The 15,551-nt window shown below is 68.2% G+C and carries 11 protein-coding genes; 8 read left to right on the forward strand and 3 right to left on the reverse strand.

What is annotated here, in order from left to right; all coding sequences use genetic code 11:
- Positions 1-3 precede the first annotated feature (3 nt).
- Genes WDC87_RS00670 through WDC87_RS00680 form a run of 3 tightly spaced genes read left to right on the forward strand, consistent with a single transcriptional unit; the run spans position 4 to position 7,249 of the window.
- Positions 4-5,391: a DNA repair ATPase gene (locus WDC87_RS00670; protein WP_301655186.1), complete on the forward strand. Its 5,388-nt coding sequence runs from the start codon at positions 4-6 to the stop codon at positions 5,389-5,391.
- Positions 5,388-6,095 (forward strand): hypothetical protein, encoded by a 708-nt coding sequence (locus tag WDC87_RS00675; RefSeq protein ID WP_188240775.1) that lies wholly within the window; start codon positions 5,388-5,390, stop codon positions 6,093-6,095. The genes WDC87_RS00670 and WDC87_RS00675 overlap by 4 nt, the downstream gene beginning before the upstream one ends.
- Before the next feature lie 44 nt (positions 6,096-6,139).
- Positions 6,140-7,249, forward strand: a complete 1,110-nt coding sequence (locus WDC87_RS00680; protein WP_072168499.1) for a toxic anion resistance protein — start codon at positions 6,140-6,142, stop codon at positions 7,247-7,249.
- A gap of 71 nt (positions 7,250-7,320) precedes the next feature.
- Here the strand turns inward: WDC87_RS00680 and WDC87_RS00685 are convergent, their stop codons facing one another.
- Positions 7,321-8,208, reverse strand: a complete 888-nt coding sequence (locus tag WDC87_RS00685; protein ID WP_252745399.1) for a LysR family transcriptional regulator — start codon at positions 8,206-8,208, stop codon at positions 7,321-7,323.
- Positions 8,209-8,305: 97 nt separating this feature from the next.
- Between WDC87_RS00685 and trpB the strand changes: the two genes are divergently transcribed.
- The 5 genes from trpB to glmM all read left to right on the forward strand — a co-directional run bounded on the left by trpB (position 8,306) and on the right by glmM (position 13,463).
- On the forward strand, positions 8,306-9,523 hold the full coding sequence (gene trpB / locus WDC87_RS00690; protein WP_072168497.1) for a tryptophan synthase subunit beta: 1,218 nt from the start codon (positions 8,306-8,308) through the stop codon (positions 9,521-9,523).
- Positions 9,520-10,200 carry a hypothetical protein gene (locus WDC87_RS00695; protein WP_072168496.1) on the forward strand — a complete coding sequence of 227 codons (681 nt, stop codon included), beginning with the start codon at positions 9,520-9,522 and terminating at the stop codon, positions 10,198-10,200. The genes trpB and WDC87_RS00695 overlap by 4 nt, the downstream gene beginning before the upstream one ends.
- 1 nt (position 10,201) lies before the next feature.
- Positions 10,202-11,011 (forward strand): tryptophan synthase subunit alpha, encoded by an 810-nt coding sequence (gene trpA, locus WDC87_RS00700; protein WP_005417949.1) that lies wholly within the window; start codon positions 10,202-10,204, stop codon positions 11,009-11,011.
- Positions 11,012-11,226: 215 nt separating this feature from the next.
- On the forward strand, positions 11,227-12,102 hold the full coding sequence (accD, locus tag WDC87_RS00705) for an acetyl-CoA carboxylase, carboxyltransferase subunit beta (RefSeq protein ID WP_005417947.1): 876 nt from the start codon (positions 11,227-11,229) through the stop codon (positions 12,100-12,102).
- Positions 12,102-13,463: a phosphoglucosamine mutase gene (gene glmM / locus WDC87_RS00710; protein WP_252745400.1), complete on the forward strand. Its 1,362-nt coding sequence runs from the start codon at positions 12,102-12,104 to the stop codon at positions 13,461-13,463. The genes accD and glmM overlap by 1 nt, the downstream gene beginning before the upstream one ends.
- 81 nt (positions 13,464-13,544) lie before the next feature.
- Here the strand turns inward: glmM and WDC87_RS00715 are convergent, their stop codons facing one another.
- Together WDC87_RS00715 and WDC87_RS00720 are read right to left on the reverse strand one after the other, a co-directional pair.
- Entirely contained in the window at positions 13,545-14,402 is an 858-nt protein-coding gene (locus WDC87_RS00715; RefSeq protein ID WP_061480014.1) for a polysaccharide deacetylase family protein, read from the reverse strand.
- A complete protein-coding gene (locus tag WDC87_RS00720; RefSeq protein WP_088497825.1) occupies positions 14,395-15,540 on the reverse strand; it encodes a glycosyltransferase family 4 protein in 1,146 nt (381 codons plus the stop codon). The genes WDC87_RS00715 and WDC87_RS00720 overlap by 8 nt, the downstream gene beginning before the upstream one ends.
- Between the last annotated feature and the right edge of the window lie 11 nt (positions 15,541-15,551).

Genomic DNA, 15,551 nt, shown 5'->3' on the forward strand with positions numbered 1-15,551 from the left:
CTGATGTCTGAAACCCATCCGTCCGCCGAATCCACTGCGCCGGAGGCCGGCGGCAGCACCGTCGACCAGGCTGTCGCCCAGGGCGGCGCCTACGAAGTCCTGCGCCGCCGCCTGGCCGAGCAGGGCCAGCGCCTGCAGGGCCTGGCCGAAACACTCAACCGCCAGCGCCTGGCCGAGTTCGGCGACAGCCGCCTGGAGGTGGTCGGGCGCTTCCGCATCCGCAGCGACAACAACTGCGTCGGCCGTGACATCGTGCAGGTGGGCCCGGACCGCCTGCTGTTCGGCTACAACGTGTTCATCGGGTTGAAGACCCAGACCCGCATCGAGGATGTGTTCGGCCTGTACCGGCTGGTGCAGGGCAGCGATGGCTACGACGTCGCTGCCCTGGAGCTGAAGGGCAGCTTCCTCGACCAGCCCGGCTTCGTGCACGATTTCAACGAGCTGTATGCCTACTACAAGCACGCGCGCCTGCTGCAGCTGATCGTGGTCGGCGACAAGCTGCTGGCCTCGTTCCAGATCGGCGAGCGCAGCAGCGACGTGCGCGTGTTCCGCTGGGCGCTGTCGCGCGAGGGCGAGCTGACCTACCTGGATGCGCGCGGTGAGCGCGATATCGCGCTGCCGCCGCCGTTCGACTTCGAATGGACCCGGGCGACCCGCGACCTGGCGGTCAACGGCCGCCATTCGCACCTGAACATCCTCGACACCCTGTTCGTGGAAACCACCGGTGGCGACCTCACCATCAAGGTCGAAAACAACACCGAAACCGGGCAGGGCATCTACAGTGAACCCGTGGAGGACAGCACGCAGTCGCTGGACGACGCCCAGTTCGAGTTCGCCCGGGTCGGCTCGCTGGTATTGCTGAAGGTGCTGCCGTACCGCGAGACCGAATGGCGCGGCCTGATCTACAACACGCTGACCGGCGGCATCGTGCGCAATGATGCGATCGTGCAGGCCTGCGTGCAGCTGCCCGAAGACCATGGCGTGATCTTCCCGGGTGGCTATTACCTGCAGGGCGGCGAGCACAAGGCATTTGTTGCCTCGATGGCCGGCATGCAGTTCAAGCGCAGCATCCGTTCGCCAAACGGCGAGGACGTGCTGTACATCTTCTACGAGCGCGAAGGCGGGCGCTCGGCGCTGTTCGTCTACAACACCATCCAGCGCGTGCTGCAGAACCCGGTGTTCGGCCATGGCTACGCCTTGATGCAGGACGGGCGCATGGTGCTGTTCCATGCCGAGGGCAGCGAACCGACCCGCATCCATCCGATGCAGGTCTGGCAGACGCCGTTCAGCAGTGACGAGTTCGCCGCCAACCGGCCGCCCGGCAACACGTTCATGGGCCGCATCGGCAACGCCGAGCTGGTGCGCGGCATTTCCAACCTGTTCAACCTGGCGCGCGAGATCGATGGCCAGGACGTGTCGGTACAGCGCTACCAGCGCCTGGTGGCCGATACGCGGCGTCTGTTCGATGCGCACCACTGGCTGGGTGACGCGGCCTGCGATGGCGCCGAGGCGCTGCTGCGGCAGATCAGCGCGACCGGCGAATCGGTGCTGGACGAGTACGAGAAGGTGCAGTCGATCCGTCAGCAATCGGCACAGGCGATGCGGGAGGCCGAGGCCGCGCACAAGGCGCTGCTGGGCCGGCTGCAACCGCAGAACTGGAGCGAGGTGCAGGCCTTCGTCGAGGCCCTCAACGCGATCACCGCATTGCGCGGGCGGCTGCTGACCCTCCGCGAGCTGCGCTACATCGACACCGCGCGCATCGAGGCGATGACCGTCGAACTGGTGGAGGCACAGGACCGTGTTGGCGCCGCCACCGGTGACTTCCTCGCTGGCGAGGAAGCGCTGGCGCCGCTGGCCACGCGCCTGCAGGCGCTGGATGATGCCGCGCAGCAGGCACAGACGGCGCGCCAGCTGGACGAGCAGTTGGAAGGCCTGCGTGGCATGGCGTCCGACCTGGACATGCTGTCCGAGCTGATGGCCGGCCTGAAGGTGGACGATGCCACTGCCCGCACCCGCGTGGTCGAGTCGATCTCGGTGCTGTACGGTCGCCTCAACCAGGCGCGCGCGCGTGCTGACCAGCGCCGCAGGTCACTCGGTTCGGCCGAGGCCGTGGCGCAGTTCGCCGCCCAGTTCGCGCTGTTCTCGCAGTCGATCACCAGCGCGCTGGCGCTGGCCACCGATCCCGAACGTGCCGACGAGCAGTTGTCGCGCCTGCTGGTGCAGCTGGAGGAACTGGAGAGCCAGTTCGGCGAACACGAGCAGTTCCTCGGCGACATCCTGAGCAAGCGCGAAGAGCTGGTCGAGGCCTTCGAAACGCACAAGCAGGCGTTGCTGGATGACCGCCAGCGCAAGGCGCGCTCGGTACTGGATGCGGCCAATCGGATCCTCGACGGCCTGGCCAGGCGCACCGAGCGCTTCGACACCGCCGATGAGCTCAACGCGTTCTTTGCCGGTGATCCGCTGATCCTCAAGCTGCGTGAGCTGGCCGAGCGCCTGCGCACGCTGCACGACAACGTCAAGGCCGACGACATCGAGGCGCGGCTGAAGGGCGTGCGTGACCAGGCGGTGCGCCAGCTGCGCGACCGCAGTGACCTGTACGAAGCCGGCGGCAACGTGGTGCGGCTGGGCCCGCGCCATCGCTTCAGCGTCAATACGCAGGCACTGGACCTGACCCTGTTGCCGCGTGGCGACACGTTGGCCATCCATCTGACCGGCACCGACTTCCTGGAGACCCTGCACGATCCGGAGCTGGACGCACTCAAGCCGTTCTGGCCGGTCACCCTCGACTCGGAATCGCCCACGCTGTATCGCGGCGAGTATCTGGCCGGCAGCCTGCTGCTGGCCGCGCAGGAGGGGCGCGATGGCCTCGATCTGGCTGCGCTGCAGCACGACGTCGCCAACCCGGAAGCGCTGGATCAGCGTGTGCGTGCGTTCGCCGCACCACGCTATCGCGAAGGCTACGAGCGTGGCATCCATGACCACGATGCGGCACTGATCCTGCGTGCGCTACTGCCCTTGCAGCAGGCGGCCGGCAGCCTGCGTCACGCACCGCGGGTGCGTGCGCTGGCGTTGCTGTTCTGGGCCGCTGAGCAGCGGCGCGAAGCGGTGGCGCAATGGCCGGCGCGGCAGGTGGGCGCCGAGGCGCTGGCACGCCTGCTGGGGTCCGACGAAGGGCGCCTGGCGTTGCGCACAGAAATGGCCGAGGCGCTGCTGGGGTATGCGCAGTCCCACGCGTTGCCGTTCGATGCCGATGCCGCGGAGGCTGCAGCCGCCTATCTGGGCGAAGAACTGGCGGCGGGCGATCCGGTGTTCAGCAGCAGCCGCCACGCGGTGGCGCTGCTGGAGGCATTGGCCGAGCAGCTGGAACAGGCGGGGCAGCGTGAGGCGGTCGAGCGTGCCCTGCAGCGCGGCCAGGATCCACTGGCTACGCGTTGGTCATTGGCTGGGCAGTGGCTGCGCGCAGTGGCGCGGATGCCGGCGCATGCGCAGCATGCCGGCTATGTCGACGAAGCCGCCGCGTTGCTGCTGGTGCAGCGCCAGTTGCGCACCCGTGCCAGCGATGCCGCACTGCAGGCGGAGGTCAATGGCCTGCTGGGTGAACACGCACGCATCAGCAATGGCGCGCTGATGGTATCGCTGGATGATTTCCTCGCGCGCCTGCAGCAGCACCTGCGTCATTTCGTGCCAGCGTTTCATGCCTACCAGGCGCTGCGCCAGGGCATCATCGGTCGCGAGCGCGAGACCCTGCGGCTTTCCGAGTTCAAGGCGCGGCCGCTGTCCTCGTTCGTACGCAACAAGCTGATCAACGATGTCTACCTGGGCGTGATCGGTGACAACCTGGCCAAGCAGATGGGCACGGTCGGCGAGAACAAGCGCAGCGACCTGATGGGCCTGCTGATGATGATTTCGCCCCCGGGCTATGGCAAGACCACGCTGATGGAATACGTGGCGCACCGCTTGGGCCTGGTCTTCATGAAGATCAACGGCCCGGCGCTGGGCCACGAGGTGCGCTCGCTGGACCCGGCCCAGGCACCGGACGCGACCTCGCGGCAGGAGCTGGAGAAGCTCAACCTGGCGCTGGAAATGGGCAACAACACCATGCTGTATGTGGACGACATCCAGCACACCCATCCCGAGTTCCTGCAGAAGTTCATCTCGCTGTGCGATGGCACCCGCCGTATCGAGGGCGTGTGGCGCGGTCGCACCCGCACCTACGACATGCGCGGCAAGAAGTTCTGCGTGGTGATGGCCGGCAACCCGTACACCGAGTCCGGCGAGGTGTTCAAGATTCCGGACATGCTGGCCAACCGTGCCGACATCTACAACCTCGGTGACGTGCTCGGTGGCATGGAGGCCGCCTTCACCCTCAGCTACATCGAGAACAGCCTGACCTCCAATCCGGTGCTGGCGCCGCTGGCCACGCGCGACATGGCCGACCTGTATGTACTGGTCGACCGCGCGATGGGCAAGGAGGTCTCGACCAACGGCCTCAGCCACGCCTACAGCAGCGCGGAGATCAACGAGATCACCGCCACCCTGCAGCGCATGCTGCGTGTGCGTGACGTAGTCTACCGGGTCAACCAGCAGTACATCGCCAGCGCCGCACAGGACGACCGCTACCGCACCGAGCCGCCGTTCCGCCTGCAAGGCAGCTACCGCAACATGAACAAGCTGGCCGAGAAGATCTCCCCGGTGATGAACGAGGACGAACTGCAGCAGTTGATCTCCGACCACTACCTGGGCGAGGCGCAGCTGCTGACCACCGGTGCCGAAGAGAACCTGTTGAAGCTGGCCGAACTGCGCGGCTTACTGGATGACACGCAGGCGCAGCGCTGGGCACAGATCAAGCGCGACTTCCTGCGCAACAAGGCCATGGGGGCCGACGACAGCGATGTCGGCGGGCGCGTGGTGGCGCAGCTGGCCGATATCGCCACCGCGCTGCAGCTGCCACCGCCCGCGCCGGAAGCGATCGCCGTTGCGGACCCGGCGCCGTGGCCGGCGCTGCTGGAGGCCCTGCATCGCCTTTCAGAGGCGCGTCCGGCCGCTGCGCCGGCGCCGGTCGCGGCAGCCCCCGGCGTGCCGGCCACGGCCTTGGCCGAAGACCTGCAGGCGGGCCTGGCGCCGCTGGTGGAGCTGCTGGCGGCATCGCAGGCGCAGCAGGTGCAGGTGTCGCAGACCCTGGCCGCGTTCGCCGGCTGGGCGCGACAGCAGGTCGAGCGGGGCACGCCGAGCGCTGTGGTGGCGCAGCGCGCGCGCGTGCGCCGCGCCGCGACGCCGGAGGAGCGGGCGCTGGATGAGGCGCTGATGCGCCACTTCTACGGCGAGTCATTGCCACCGGAAGACGGCGATGGCATGCCGGCATCCACGCCGAAGCCGCCGCCGCTGCCGTGACCACGCGCGTGCCACTGCCGCCACCGATGCTGCCGGATACGGTCGATGTCGCTGCGCTGGCCGACTATGGTGCGCCGTTGCTGCAGGCGCTGGCGCGGCGCGAAACGCCGTTGCCACCGGGTGCGGGCGAGCGCCTGGTGGCTGCGCTTGCGCGCATCGCGCTGGCCCTGCAGGCCGGCAACCCGGCGCAGATCCGGCAGCAGGAAGGCTGGTGGGGACGGCTGCTGGGGCGCGATGTCGCTCGCGAAGCAGAAGGGCACGCGCTGCAGTCGCAGCTGGGCGTACTGGCCCTGCAGGCGCGTGAGCAGGCCCAGCACCTGCAGCAGCACATGCAGCTGCGGGCCATGGCCATCGTTGAGCATTCCGCGGCGGCCGCGGCGCTGGACGGCTGGGCCGAACTGGCTGCGTCGCGGCTGACGACGCTGGATATCGCCGGTCAGGCCGCGCTGTCGCACCGGCTGGACCATCTTCGCCGGCTGGCCTCGCTGCGCCGCCTGGAAGCCGGCCAATGGCAGCTGCTGCAGGACCAGGACAACATGCTGCTGCAACGCTTCGCGCGCATCCATGACGTGCTGCTGCCAGCCTGGCGGCAGGCTGCACTGGCGGGCCAGGCCGCTGCGGGCGCTGCGTTGGCCGGCAAGGCTGCCACGTTGCACGCACAGATCGATGACGAGGTGGCCGCGGCTCAGGCTAGACTGCCTTGAGCCGGCCGCCGCTGCCGCTTACCCAACTGCAAGGAGACTGCCCGATGACCCAGGACAGCCAGACCCCCGGTGCCCTCGTACCCGGCACGACCACCGCCACTGCGCTCGACGAAGGTGCACTGCAGGCGCTTGGGCTGGTCCGCGAGGATCTGCCGCGCATCGCCGAGATCCGTCTGGAACTGGACGATCTGCGCCCGGGCAACCTGCAGGTGTTCGGCCGCGAGGCGGCCACGCGCACCGCCGCGTTCTCCAGCCAGTTGCTGGACCAGGTGCGCAATCGTGACCTGGATGCCAGTGGCGAGAAGCTGGGCGAGGTGGTGCGCATCGCGCGCAGCCTGAAGCTGGATGGCTTCGCCCAGCGTTCGAAGGTGCCGGTGATCGGTGGCCTGATCGACCGCATGCGCGCCTCCAAGGGCGAGCTGGTGCAGAAGTTCAGCGACACCAACGCGCAGATCGAACAGCTGCTGGCCGACGTCGGCGTGCAGCAGGCGTTGATGGGCAAGCGCGTGGGCGAGTTCGACCGCATGCACGATATCGTCCGCGAAGAACGTCGTGCGCTCGGCCTGTATGCGGCAGCGGGCAAGCAGCGGCTGGCCGAACTGCAGGCCGAACAGCTGGCCGGGCAGGCCAGCGAGGACCCCCAGCAGCGCATCCGCCAGGGCGAGATCGACAATGCGATCCGGTTGATCGAGAAGCGCGTGTCCGACCTGCAGCTGATGCAGCACGCCGCCGATCAGTCGCTGCCGATGATCCGCCTGATCCAGGCCAACGCGCTGCAGCTGATCGAGAAGTTCAACACCGTCCGCGACATCACCATTCCGTCATGGAAGCGCCAGTTCGCCATCCAGCTCTCGCTGGGCGAACAGAAGGCTGCGGTCGAACTGTCCACGGCCATCGATGACGCCACCAACGAACTGATGCGCCGCAATGCCGACCTGCTGCGCCAGGCCTCGGTGGATACCGCGCGCAGCAACCAGCGCGGCGTGATCGACGTTGCCACGCTGCGCCATGTACACGACCAGCTGATCGCCACGGTGGAAGAAGTGCGCAGCATCCATCGCGAAGGAATGCAGCAGCGGCAGCAGGCGGAAGCGGAGCTGTCGCGCCTGCGCGAAGACCTGCAGCAGCGCCTGGCCACACCGACCGCCAGCTGAAAAAAGGGGACGGAGGGAATTAAGTCGTTTGTGCCACTTGCGACTTAATTCCCTCCGTCCCCTTTTTGTTGTCATCGGAGTTGCTGGCCCAGCCAGTCGGCGAGCGCATCCACGCGCGCATCAGGTGGTCCGTCCGGTTGCGCCAGCACCCAGAAACCACCAGTGGCGGCAAACCCCCACGGCGCGACCAGTCGTCCGGCGGCCAGGTCCTCGGCCACCAGTGGCTCGGGTGCGATCGCCGGGCCCAGCCCGGCCACCGCTGCCTCCAGCAGGTAGTACAGATGCTCGAAGGCCGTGCCCAGCTGCAGCTTCGCGGGGTCCAGAGAGTGCGCCTGCGCCCACGCCGGCCACGCCTGCGGCCGTGAGCGGGTGTGCAGCAGCGTCTCCTGCAGCAGCGCCGAGGGCGGTGCCTGCCGCAGGCGCTGCGCGGCCGGATGCGAGGGGGCCACCACCACGCCCACCCGTTCCGGGGCCAGCTCACGCACCTGCCAGCCCCGGGGCCACGGCCCCTGTGCCAGCAGCAGTACCGCATCCAGTGCCGCCTGTGCCTCGGTGAAGCTGCCATCCAGCGCTGACCACTGCAGGCGCACGCCGGGCAGGGCGGCCTGCAGCGCAGGCAGGCGCGGGATCATCCAGCGCGCCAGCACGCTGCCGCTGCAGCCCAGTACCAGCGCCGGGGCCGCCGCCGGCCGCCGCAGTTCGCGCACGCAGTCTTCGATGCCGCCGAAGGCCTCGCTGCACGCTGCCTGCAGCCGCGTGCCCGCAGCGGTCAGGCGCAGGCCGCGACCGGCACGCTGGAACAGCGCCAGGCCGAGATGGTCTTCCAGCAGCTTCAGCTGCCGGCTGACCGCACCGTGGGTGACATGCAGGTCGTGTGCGGCGCGGCCGACGCCGCCGAGACGGGCGGTGGCCTCGAACGCACGCAGCGCATTGAGTGGCGGCAGCAGGGAACGGCTCATGTGAGATTTCCTGACGATATGCGCCAGATAATATCCATTTTCCGGTCAAGACCCGTGCGCTAGAGTATCCACCTGTCTCGAACCAGCGGTCGCTTCCATGTCTGCCTCCCCCATTGCCGACTACCACGCCTTCCCGGATGCCCAGGGCCATTTCGGCCGCTACGGCGGCAGCTTCGTTGCCGAAACCCTGGTGGGTCCGCTGCAGGAACTGGCCCAGGCCTATGACCAGGCCCGCCAGGACCCGTCATTCCAGGCTGCCTACGACCGCGACCTGGCCCACTACGTGGGCCGGCCGAGCCCGATCTACCACGCCCAGCGCCTGAGCGACCATGTCGGCGGCGCGCAGATCCTGCTCAAGCGCGAAGACCTGAACCACACCGGCGCGCACAAGATCAACAACACCATCGGCCAGGCGCTGCTGGCCGCGCGGATGGGCAAGAAGCGCATCATCGCCGAGACCGGTGCCGGCCAGCACGGTGTTGCCAGTGCCACCGTTGCCGCCCGCCTGGGCCTGGAATGCGTGGTGTACATGGGCGCCACCGACATCGAGCGGCAGAAGATCAACGTCTACCGCATGAAGCTGCTTGGCGCGACGGTGGTGCCGGTCACCTCCGGCTCGGCCACCCTGAAGGACGCGCTCAACGAAGCGATGCGCGACTGGGTGACCAACGTGCAGGACACCTTCTACATCATCGGCACCGTGGCCGGCCCGGATCCGTATCCGCGCATGGTCCGTGACTTCAACGCCATCGTTGGCCGCGAGGCACGCGAGCAGATGCTGGCCGAGTATGGCCGCCTGCCCGATGCGATCACCGCGTGCGTCGGCGGCGGCAGCAACGCCATCGGCCTGTTCCACGCCTTCCTCAACGATCGCCAGGTCGAGATCGTCGGCGCCGAAGCCGCCGGCGACGGCATCGGCACCGGCCGCCACGCCGCATCGATCGCCGCCGGTCGGCCGGGCGTGCTGCATGGCAACCGCACCTATGTGCTGTGCGACGACGACGGCCAGATCATCGAGACCCACTCGGTGTCGGCCGGCCTGGACTATCCGGGCGTCGGCCCGGAGCATGCTTTCCTGGCCGATACCGGCCGTGCGCGCTACCTCGGCATCACTGATGAAGAAGCGCTGCAGGCCTTCCACCTGCTGGCGCATACCGAGGGCATCCTGCCGGCACTGGAGTCCAGCCACGCACTGGCACAGGCGATCAAGCTGGCGCGTGAGCGTCCGCGTGACCAGATCGTGCTGTGCAACCTGTCCGGCCGTGGCGACAAGGACGTGCACACCATCGCCGCTCGCGAAGGGCTGGTGCTGTGAGCGCGCTGCTGCGGAACAGCGGGGTGCTTCTGCTGGTGCTGGGCCTGGCCGCGTGCCAGCCGCCGGAACCGCCAGTGCTTGCGCCGGCTGCCAAAGCCACCGCGCAGCCCGCACGGCAGCCGGCCGCCAACGATGACCTCGACCCGATGGCGCGTACGCCGATCGTCGATCCGCCGTCTGCGGAAGAGAGCAACGGCGACAACGCCCCCGCCGTCGCCTCGGTTGCACTGGACCATGCCGGCGAAGTGCTGGTTGGCCAGCACATGGGGGACCTGAAGTCACTGGGGCCGTGGAAGGCACAGGGCGCGAAAGAGTTCTTCGAAGGCGACTGCGAGTACTACGACGGCAGGGGGTTGCCGCCGGGCGTGTCGATGATGACTGACGACGACCGCGTGGTCCGATTTGATCTGAAGCCGGGCGACGACCCGGAGCTGCCGGTTGAACAGCCCGGTCCCTTCGGCCTGCGCATCGGCATGACCCGTGCCCAGGCCATGGCGCAGTTCCCGAAGCCGCCGGTATCCAGCCCGCATGCCTACGACGGTGACCAGGGCGAGTACCTCACCTGGCAGGACCCGGGTTCGGACCTGGGCATCCGCCTGGAACTGTTTGAAGGGAAGGTCACCCGGATGTACTGGGGAACCAGCGATGCGATTGAACTGATTGAAGGATGTGCCTGAAATGCCCGTATCCCGACTCGATGCCTGTTTCCTGCGTCTGCGCGAACAGCAGCGCAAGGCGCTGATTCCCTTCGTCACCGCCGGTGATCCCTCGCTGGAGGCGACCGTGCCGGTCATGCACGCACTGGTCGAGGCCGGCGCCGACGTGATCGAACTGGGCGTGCCGTTTTCCGACCCGATGGCCGATGGCCCGACCATCCAGCGCAGCTCCGAGCGCGCGCTGGCACGCGGCGCCGGCAGCCGCTACGTCCTGCAGGCCGTGGCGCAGTTCCGCGAACGCGATGCGCAGACCCCCGTGGTGCTGATGGGCTACCTCAACCCGGTGGAGATCCATGGCTACGCGGCCTTCGCCAAGGCCGCCGTCGACGCCGGCGTGGACGGCGTGCTGCTGGTCGACCTGCCGCCGGAAGAAGCGGGCGATGCCCAGCAGGCGTTCGACGCAGCCGGCCTTGCACTGGTCCTGCTGGCGTCGCCGACCACCAGCGAGGCGCGAGCCGACAAGCTGCTGGCGCTGGCCCGTGGCTATCTCTACTACGTCAGCTTTGCCGGTGTCACCGGCGCGTCCGAGCGCCTGGACAGCGATGCCGCCAGTACCCGCCTGCAGGCGTTGCGCGCGCGCGCATCGGTGCCGGTGGTGGCGGGCTTCGGTATCAAGGATGCCGCCAGTGCCGCGGCCATGGCCCGCCAGGCCGATGGCGTGGTGGTCGGAAGCGCGCTGGTGGCGGCGCTGGCGGAAGCGGGCTCGGCGGAAGACGCGGTGCAGCGCGCCCGGGCCTTCCTCGCCCCGCTGCGGCAGGCGCTGGACGCGTAACAGGACTGCCGGCCGCTGGCCGGCGTCCTCCTGATGGCTGGCGTGCAAAGGCTGCCGGCCGGCGGCGGGCACCGTCCAGCACCTAAACGTACGTCCCAGCATGGTTTTTTCCCGCTGCCCCGCGGCTGGCAAGGGGGTGCACGGGCGGGGAAAGCGGAGCTAGACTGTCCGCCTTTGCGGCCCCAGGGCCGCCCTGAACGGAAGTGTCCTCCCGCATGAGTTGGCTCAGCAAGTTGATGCCGTCCGGCATCCGCACCGACAACACCCCCAGCAAGAAGCGCAGTGTCCCCGAGGGCCTGTGGGAAAAGTGCAGCAACTGCGGCAGCGCGTTGTACCGTCCGGAACTGGAAGAGAACCTGGAAGTCTGCCCGAAGTGCGGCCATCACATGGCGATCCGCGCGCGCGCGCGCCTGGCCGCCCTGTTCGACGCCGACAGCACCACCGAGATCGGTGCGCGCCTGGGGCCGACCGACCTGCTCAAGTTCAAGGACCAGAAGAAGTACAGCGAGCGCATCAAGATCGCGCAGAAGAATACCGGCGAGTACGACGCGCTGATCGCCATGCGCGGCCTGCTCAAGGGCCGTGCGCTGGTGGCATCGTCTTTCGACTTCGCCTTCATGGGCGGCTCGATGGGCTCGGTGGTCGGCGAGCGTTTCGCACTGGCCGCAGAAACCGCAGTCGAGATCGGGGCGCCCTACGTGTGCTTCTCGCAGAGCGGTGGCGCCCGCATGCAGGAAGGCCTGTTCTCGCTGATGCAGATGGCCAAGACCTCGGCCGCGCTGGGCAAGCTGCGTGAAGCCGGGCTGCCGTACATCTCGGTGCTGACCCATCCGACCACCGGGGGTGTCTCGGCCTCCTTTGCGATGCTGGGCGACATCAACATCGCCGAACCGCAGGCGCTGATCGGCTTCGCCGGCCCGCGCGTGATCGAGCAGACCGTGCGCGAGAAACTGCCGGAAGGCTTCCAGCGCTCGGAGTTCCTGCTCGAACATGGTGCCATCGACCAGATCTGCGATCGCCGCGAGCTGCGCGACCGCCTGTCCGACCTGCTGGCGATGCTGGGCCGTCAGCCGGCGCCGGAGGTGGCTTGATGGGAGGCCGCAAGTACTTTGGTACTGATGGCATCCGTGGCCGGGTCGGCCAGGGCGTGATCTCGGCCGACTTCGTGCTGCGCCTGGGCAACGCCCTGGGCCGTGTCCTGGTCGCCCAGCGCGGCCAGGACGGGCGCCGGCCGATCGTTGTGATCGGCAAGGACACCCGCATTTCCGGCTACATGTTCGAGGCGGCGCTGGAAGCCGGCCTGGTGGCCGCCGGTGCCGACGTGCAGCTGCTGGGGCCGATGCCGACGCCGGCGGTGGCGTTCCTGACCCGTACGCTGGGCGTGGATGCCGGCATCGTCATCAGTGCCTCGCACAACCCGCACTACGACAACGGCATCAAGTTCTTCTCCGCCCAGGGCGAGAAGCTCGACGATGCCACCGAGCTTGCCCTCGAAGCGGCGCTGGACGTTCCGTTCACCACCGTCGAATCAGAGAAGCTGGGCAAGGCGTCGCGTGGCCGCGAGGCGGTCGGCCGCTACATCGAGTTCTGCAAGGCCAGCGTGCCGCGCGCGTTCGACCTGCGTGGCGTACGCCTGGTGCTGGACTGCGCGCACGGCGCCACCTACCAGATCGCACCGCTGCTGTTCCGCGAGCTGGGTGCCGAGGTGATCGGCATTGGCGCCGAGCCAAACGGCGTCAACATCAACGCCGGCGTGGGCTCCACCCATATCGACAATCTCGCGGCCAAGGTCCGCGAAACCCGCGCCGATCTCGGCATTGCCTTCGACGGCGACGGCGACCGCGTGCTGATGGCCGACGACCAGGGCAACCCGGTCGACGGCGACGACCTGCTTTACATCCTGGCCCGGGCATGGAAAGCCGAAGGCCGCCTGCGCGGCCCGGTGGTCGGCACGCTGATGAGCAACTACGGCGTGGAGAAGGCCTTCGCCGATCTGCAGATTCCGTTCGTGCGCAGCAATGTCGGTGATCGCTATGTGCACCAGGCGCTGATCGAAGGCGGTGGGGTGCTCGGCGGCGAAGCCTCCGGCCACCTGCTGTGCCTGGATCGGGCCACCACCGGTGACGGCATCGTCAATGCGCTGCAGGTGCTGGTGGCGTTGCGCAACAGCGGGCAGACCCTGCGCCAGGCATTGAAGGGGCTGGTGCGGGTGCCGCAGAAGACGGTCAACGTGCGGCTGGGCAATGTCTCGGCCAAGGCCACCGTGCAGGCCGACAGCGTGCAGGCCGCGCTGGCCGTCGCGCAGCAGTCAGTGGCCGGCCGTGGCCGTGCGTTCCTGCGCCCGTCCGGTACCGAGCCGGTGGTGCGTGTCACGGTCGAGGCCGATGATGCAACGCTGATGCAGGACACGCTGGACCGCCTGTCTGCAGCGGTCCGTGAAGCCGCCGCCTGAGGCAGCTGTGCATTTGCCCAAACAGAAACGCCCCGCAATGCCGGGGCGTTTTTTCGTTCAGGCGGCAAGGCTGCGCGAGGCTCACGGCCCCGGCACCATCTTCTTCTGCCGCGCCTTGAAGCCATTGAACAGCGGCGCGATCAGGGGGGTGTAGCTCTGGGCGATGCGCTTGCGCAACCAGCTCGCCGGGCGGTTGCGGATCGCGAAGCGGTAGATGCGTTCCGGATCGCCGCCGACCACGTTACGGCCGAACGGGTGGGTGGTGTGCAGGTAGCGAAAGCCGTGCTCGCGTGCCACCTCGATGTGGTCCTGGTCGAAATCGCCGTAAGGCCAGCACAGCGTATCGGACACCTCGCCGAGCTTGTCCCGCAGGACTTCGCGCGAGACTGCCAGGTCGTGGCTCAGGCCCGCACGGCGCTGTGCGCGGTCCAGGTCGTCGCGGCGCAGCCAGCGGGTGTGGGTATGGGTGTGGCAATGCACTTCGAAGGTGCCGGCGGCGATGGCCGCGCGCGCTTCGCTCCAGCGCATCATCACGTCGTCGCTGCGGTTCTGCTCGTAGATCGCCGCTTCGCAACCGCGGTGGTCCGGCGTGGCAGGCAGCACTGCCCCGGCAAGCCCCGCGTGGGGCCGCTCCGGGCCTTCACCCATCCAGCCGGTGACCACGAACACCACTGCGTGCATGCCGTACTTCTGCAGGATCGGGTGCGCATACACCCAGTTGTCCAGGTAGCCATCGTCGAAGGTGATCACGATCGACTTGCGCGGCACCGGCTTGCCGGCCAGGAAGCCGGCGTACTGGTCCAGTGTCAGCGAAGTCCAGCCGTTGCCGGCCAACCAGGCGATCTGGCTTTCGAAATTTTCCGGTGACACGGTGATCATGCCCGGCGACGGACTGACGTGGTGGTGCATGAGCACCGGTACGGTTCGGGCATCAGCCATGTCCCAGCTCCTTCAGCCACTGGCGGTAGTAGTGTTCGGTGGTCTCACCGTGGCCATCGGGGGTGAACCGGTGCGCGCTGTGCATCCAGTCCCACCCGGCGCGGCCCATCTGCCGCCGCCGTTCCGGATCTTCCACCAGCAGGCGCAGTGCGCCTGTCAGGGCTGCATTGTCGCCCAATCGGGTGAGGATCGCATTGCTGCCCTCGACCACCATCTCCGGCACGCCACCTACGCGCGTGGCCACGATCGGTACCCCGACATAGGCAGCCTCCAGCAACACGGTACCGGCCGCTTCCTTGTGCGAAGCCAGCGCGAAGATGTCGAAGCCGGCCATCAGCCGGCACGCGCCGTCACGATAGCCGAGCAGGTGGACCTGTTGCTGCAGCCCATGCTCGTCGCGCAGCGCCTGCAGCCGATCCATGACCGGCTGGCCATCGCCGATCACCACCAGGTGCAGGTTCGGATGCGTCCTGCACAGCGGCACCATCGCCTGCAGGAGGTCGGCATGGCCCTTGGGTCCGCGCAGCACCGCCACGCAACCGACCACGATGTCCTGCTCGCCGAAACCGAGCTCGGCGCGCACCTCCGCGCGCACCTCCTGCAGGCATTGCCAGGGATCGGCCTTGCGGATCTCGCTCCAGCGCGGCGGGACTGCAATTGGCGGCACGATACCGATGTGCTCGGCCGGAATGCCGCGCTCCGTCAGCAGCTGCTTGACGAAGCTGCTGACGGTCATCACCCGGTGCGGCAGGCCGGTATAGGTCAGCAGCGAGTTGACCGGGCTCATCAGGTGGCGCGAGCGTATTACCAGCGGTGTGCCGCCCAGGCGTGCACCGGCGGCGGCGATCAGCGCGTCACGGCGGCTGGTGGTGTTGACCACGTCGTAGCGCTCGCGACGCACCAGGCGCGAGACCGACCAGATGCCGCGCAGCAGGCGCAGCAGGCCCCCCATGCGCAGGGTGTGCACGGTGAAACCGTCGTCGCGTGCCAGCTTGGCCAGTCGCGCTTCGGGCTGGCACAGCAGCGCCACCTCATGGCCACGCGCGCGCATCACCTGCATGTGGCGGAAGATGTAGATCTCCTGTCCGCCCATTCCCTTGGCGGCTTCGGTGTGCAGGATGCGCAGCGGACGGTTCATGCGGGATCGAT

Source organism: Stenotrophomonas maltophilia group sp. Smal12, from assembly GCF_037079935.1.
GTDB lineage: Bacteria > Pseudomonadota > Gammaproteobacteria > Xanthomonadales > Xanthomonadaceae > Stenotrophomonas > Stenotrophomonas sepilia.

What these genes read in the sequence shown, in the direction of transcription:
- WDC87_RS00670 (WP_301655186.1), top strand. Translation starts at nt 4, where the DNA reads ATGTCTGAAACCCATCCGTCCGCCGAATCCACTGCGCCGGAGGCCGGC.
- WDC87_RS00680 (WP_072168499.1), top strand. Translation starts at nt 6,140, where the DNA reads ATGACCCAGGACAGCCAGACCCCCGGTGCCCTCGTACCCGGCACGACC.
- WDC87_RS00685 (WP_252745399.1), bottom strand. Translation starts at nt 8,208, where the DNA reads ATGAGCCGTTCCCTGCTGCCGCCACTCAATGCGCTGCGTGCGTTCGAG.
- trpB (WP_072168497.1), top strand. Translation starts at nt 8,306, where the DNA reads ATGTCTGCCTCCCCCATTGCCGACTACCACGCCTTCCCGGATGCCCAG.
- trpA (WP_005417949.1), top strand. Translation starts at nt 10,202, where the DNA reads ATGCCCGTATCCCGACTCGATGCCTGTTTCCTGCGTCTGCGCGAACAG.
- accD (WP_005417947.1), top strand. Translation starts at nt 11,227, where the DNA reads ATGAGTTGGCTCAGCAAGTTGATGCCGTCCGGCATCCGCACCGACAAC.
- glmM (WP_252745400.1), top strand. Translation starts at nt 12,102, where the DNA reads ATGGGAGGCCGCAAGTACTTTGGTACTGATGGCATCCGTGGCCGGGTC.
- WDC87_RS00715 (WP_061480014.1), bottom strand. Translation starts at nt 14,402, where the DNA reads ATGGCTGATGCCCGAACCGTACCGGTGCTCATGCACCACCACGTCAGT.
- WDC87_RS00720 (WP_088497825.1), bottom strand. Translation starts at nt 15,540, where the DNA reads ATGAACCGTCCGCTGCGCATCCTGCACACCGAAGCCGCCAAGGGAATG.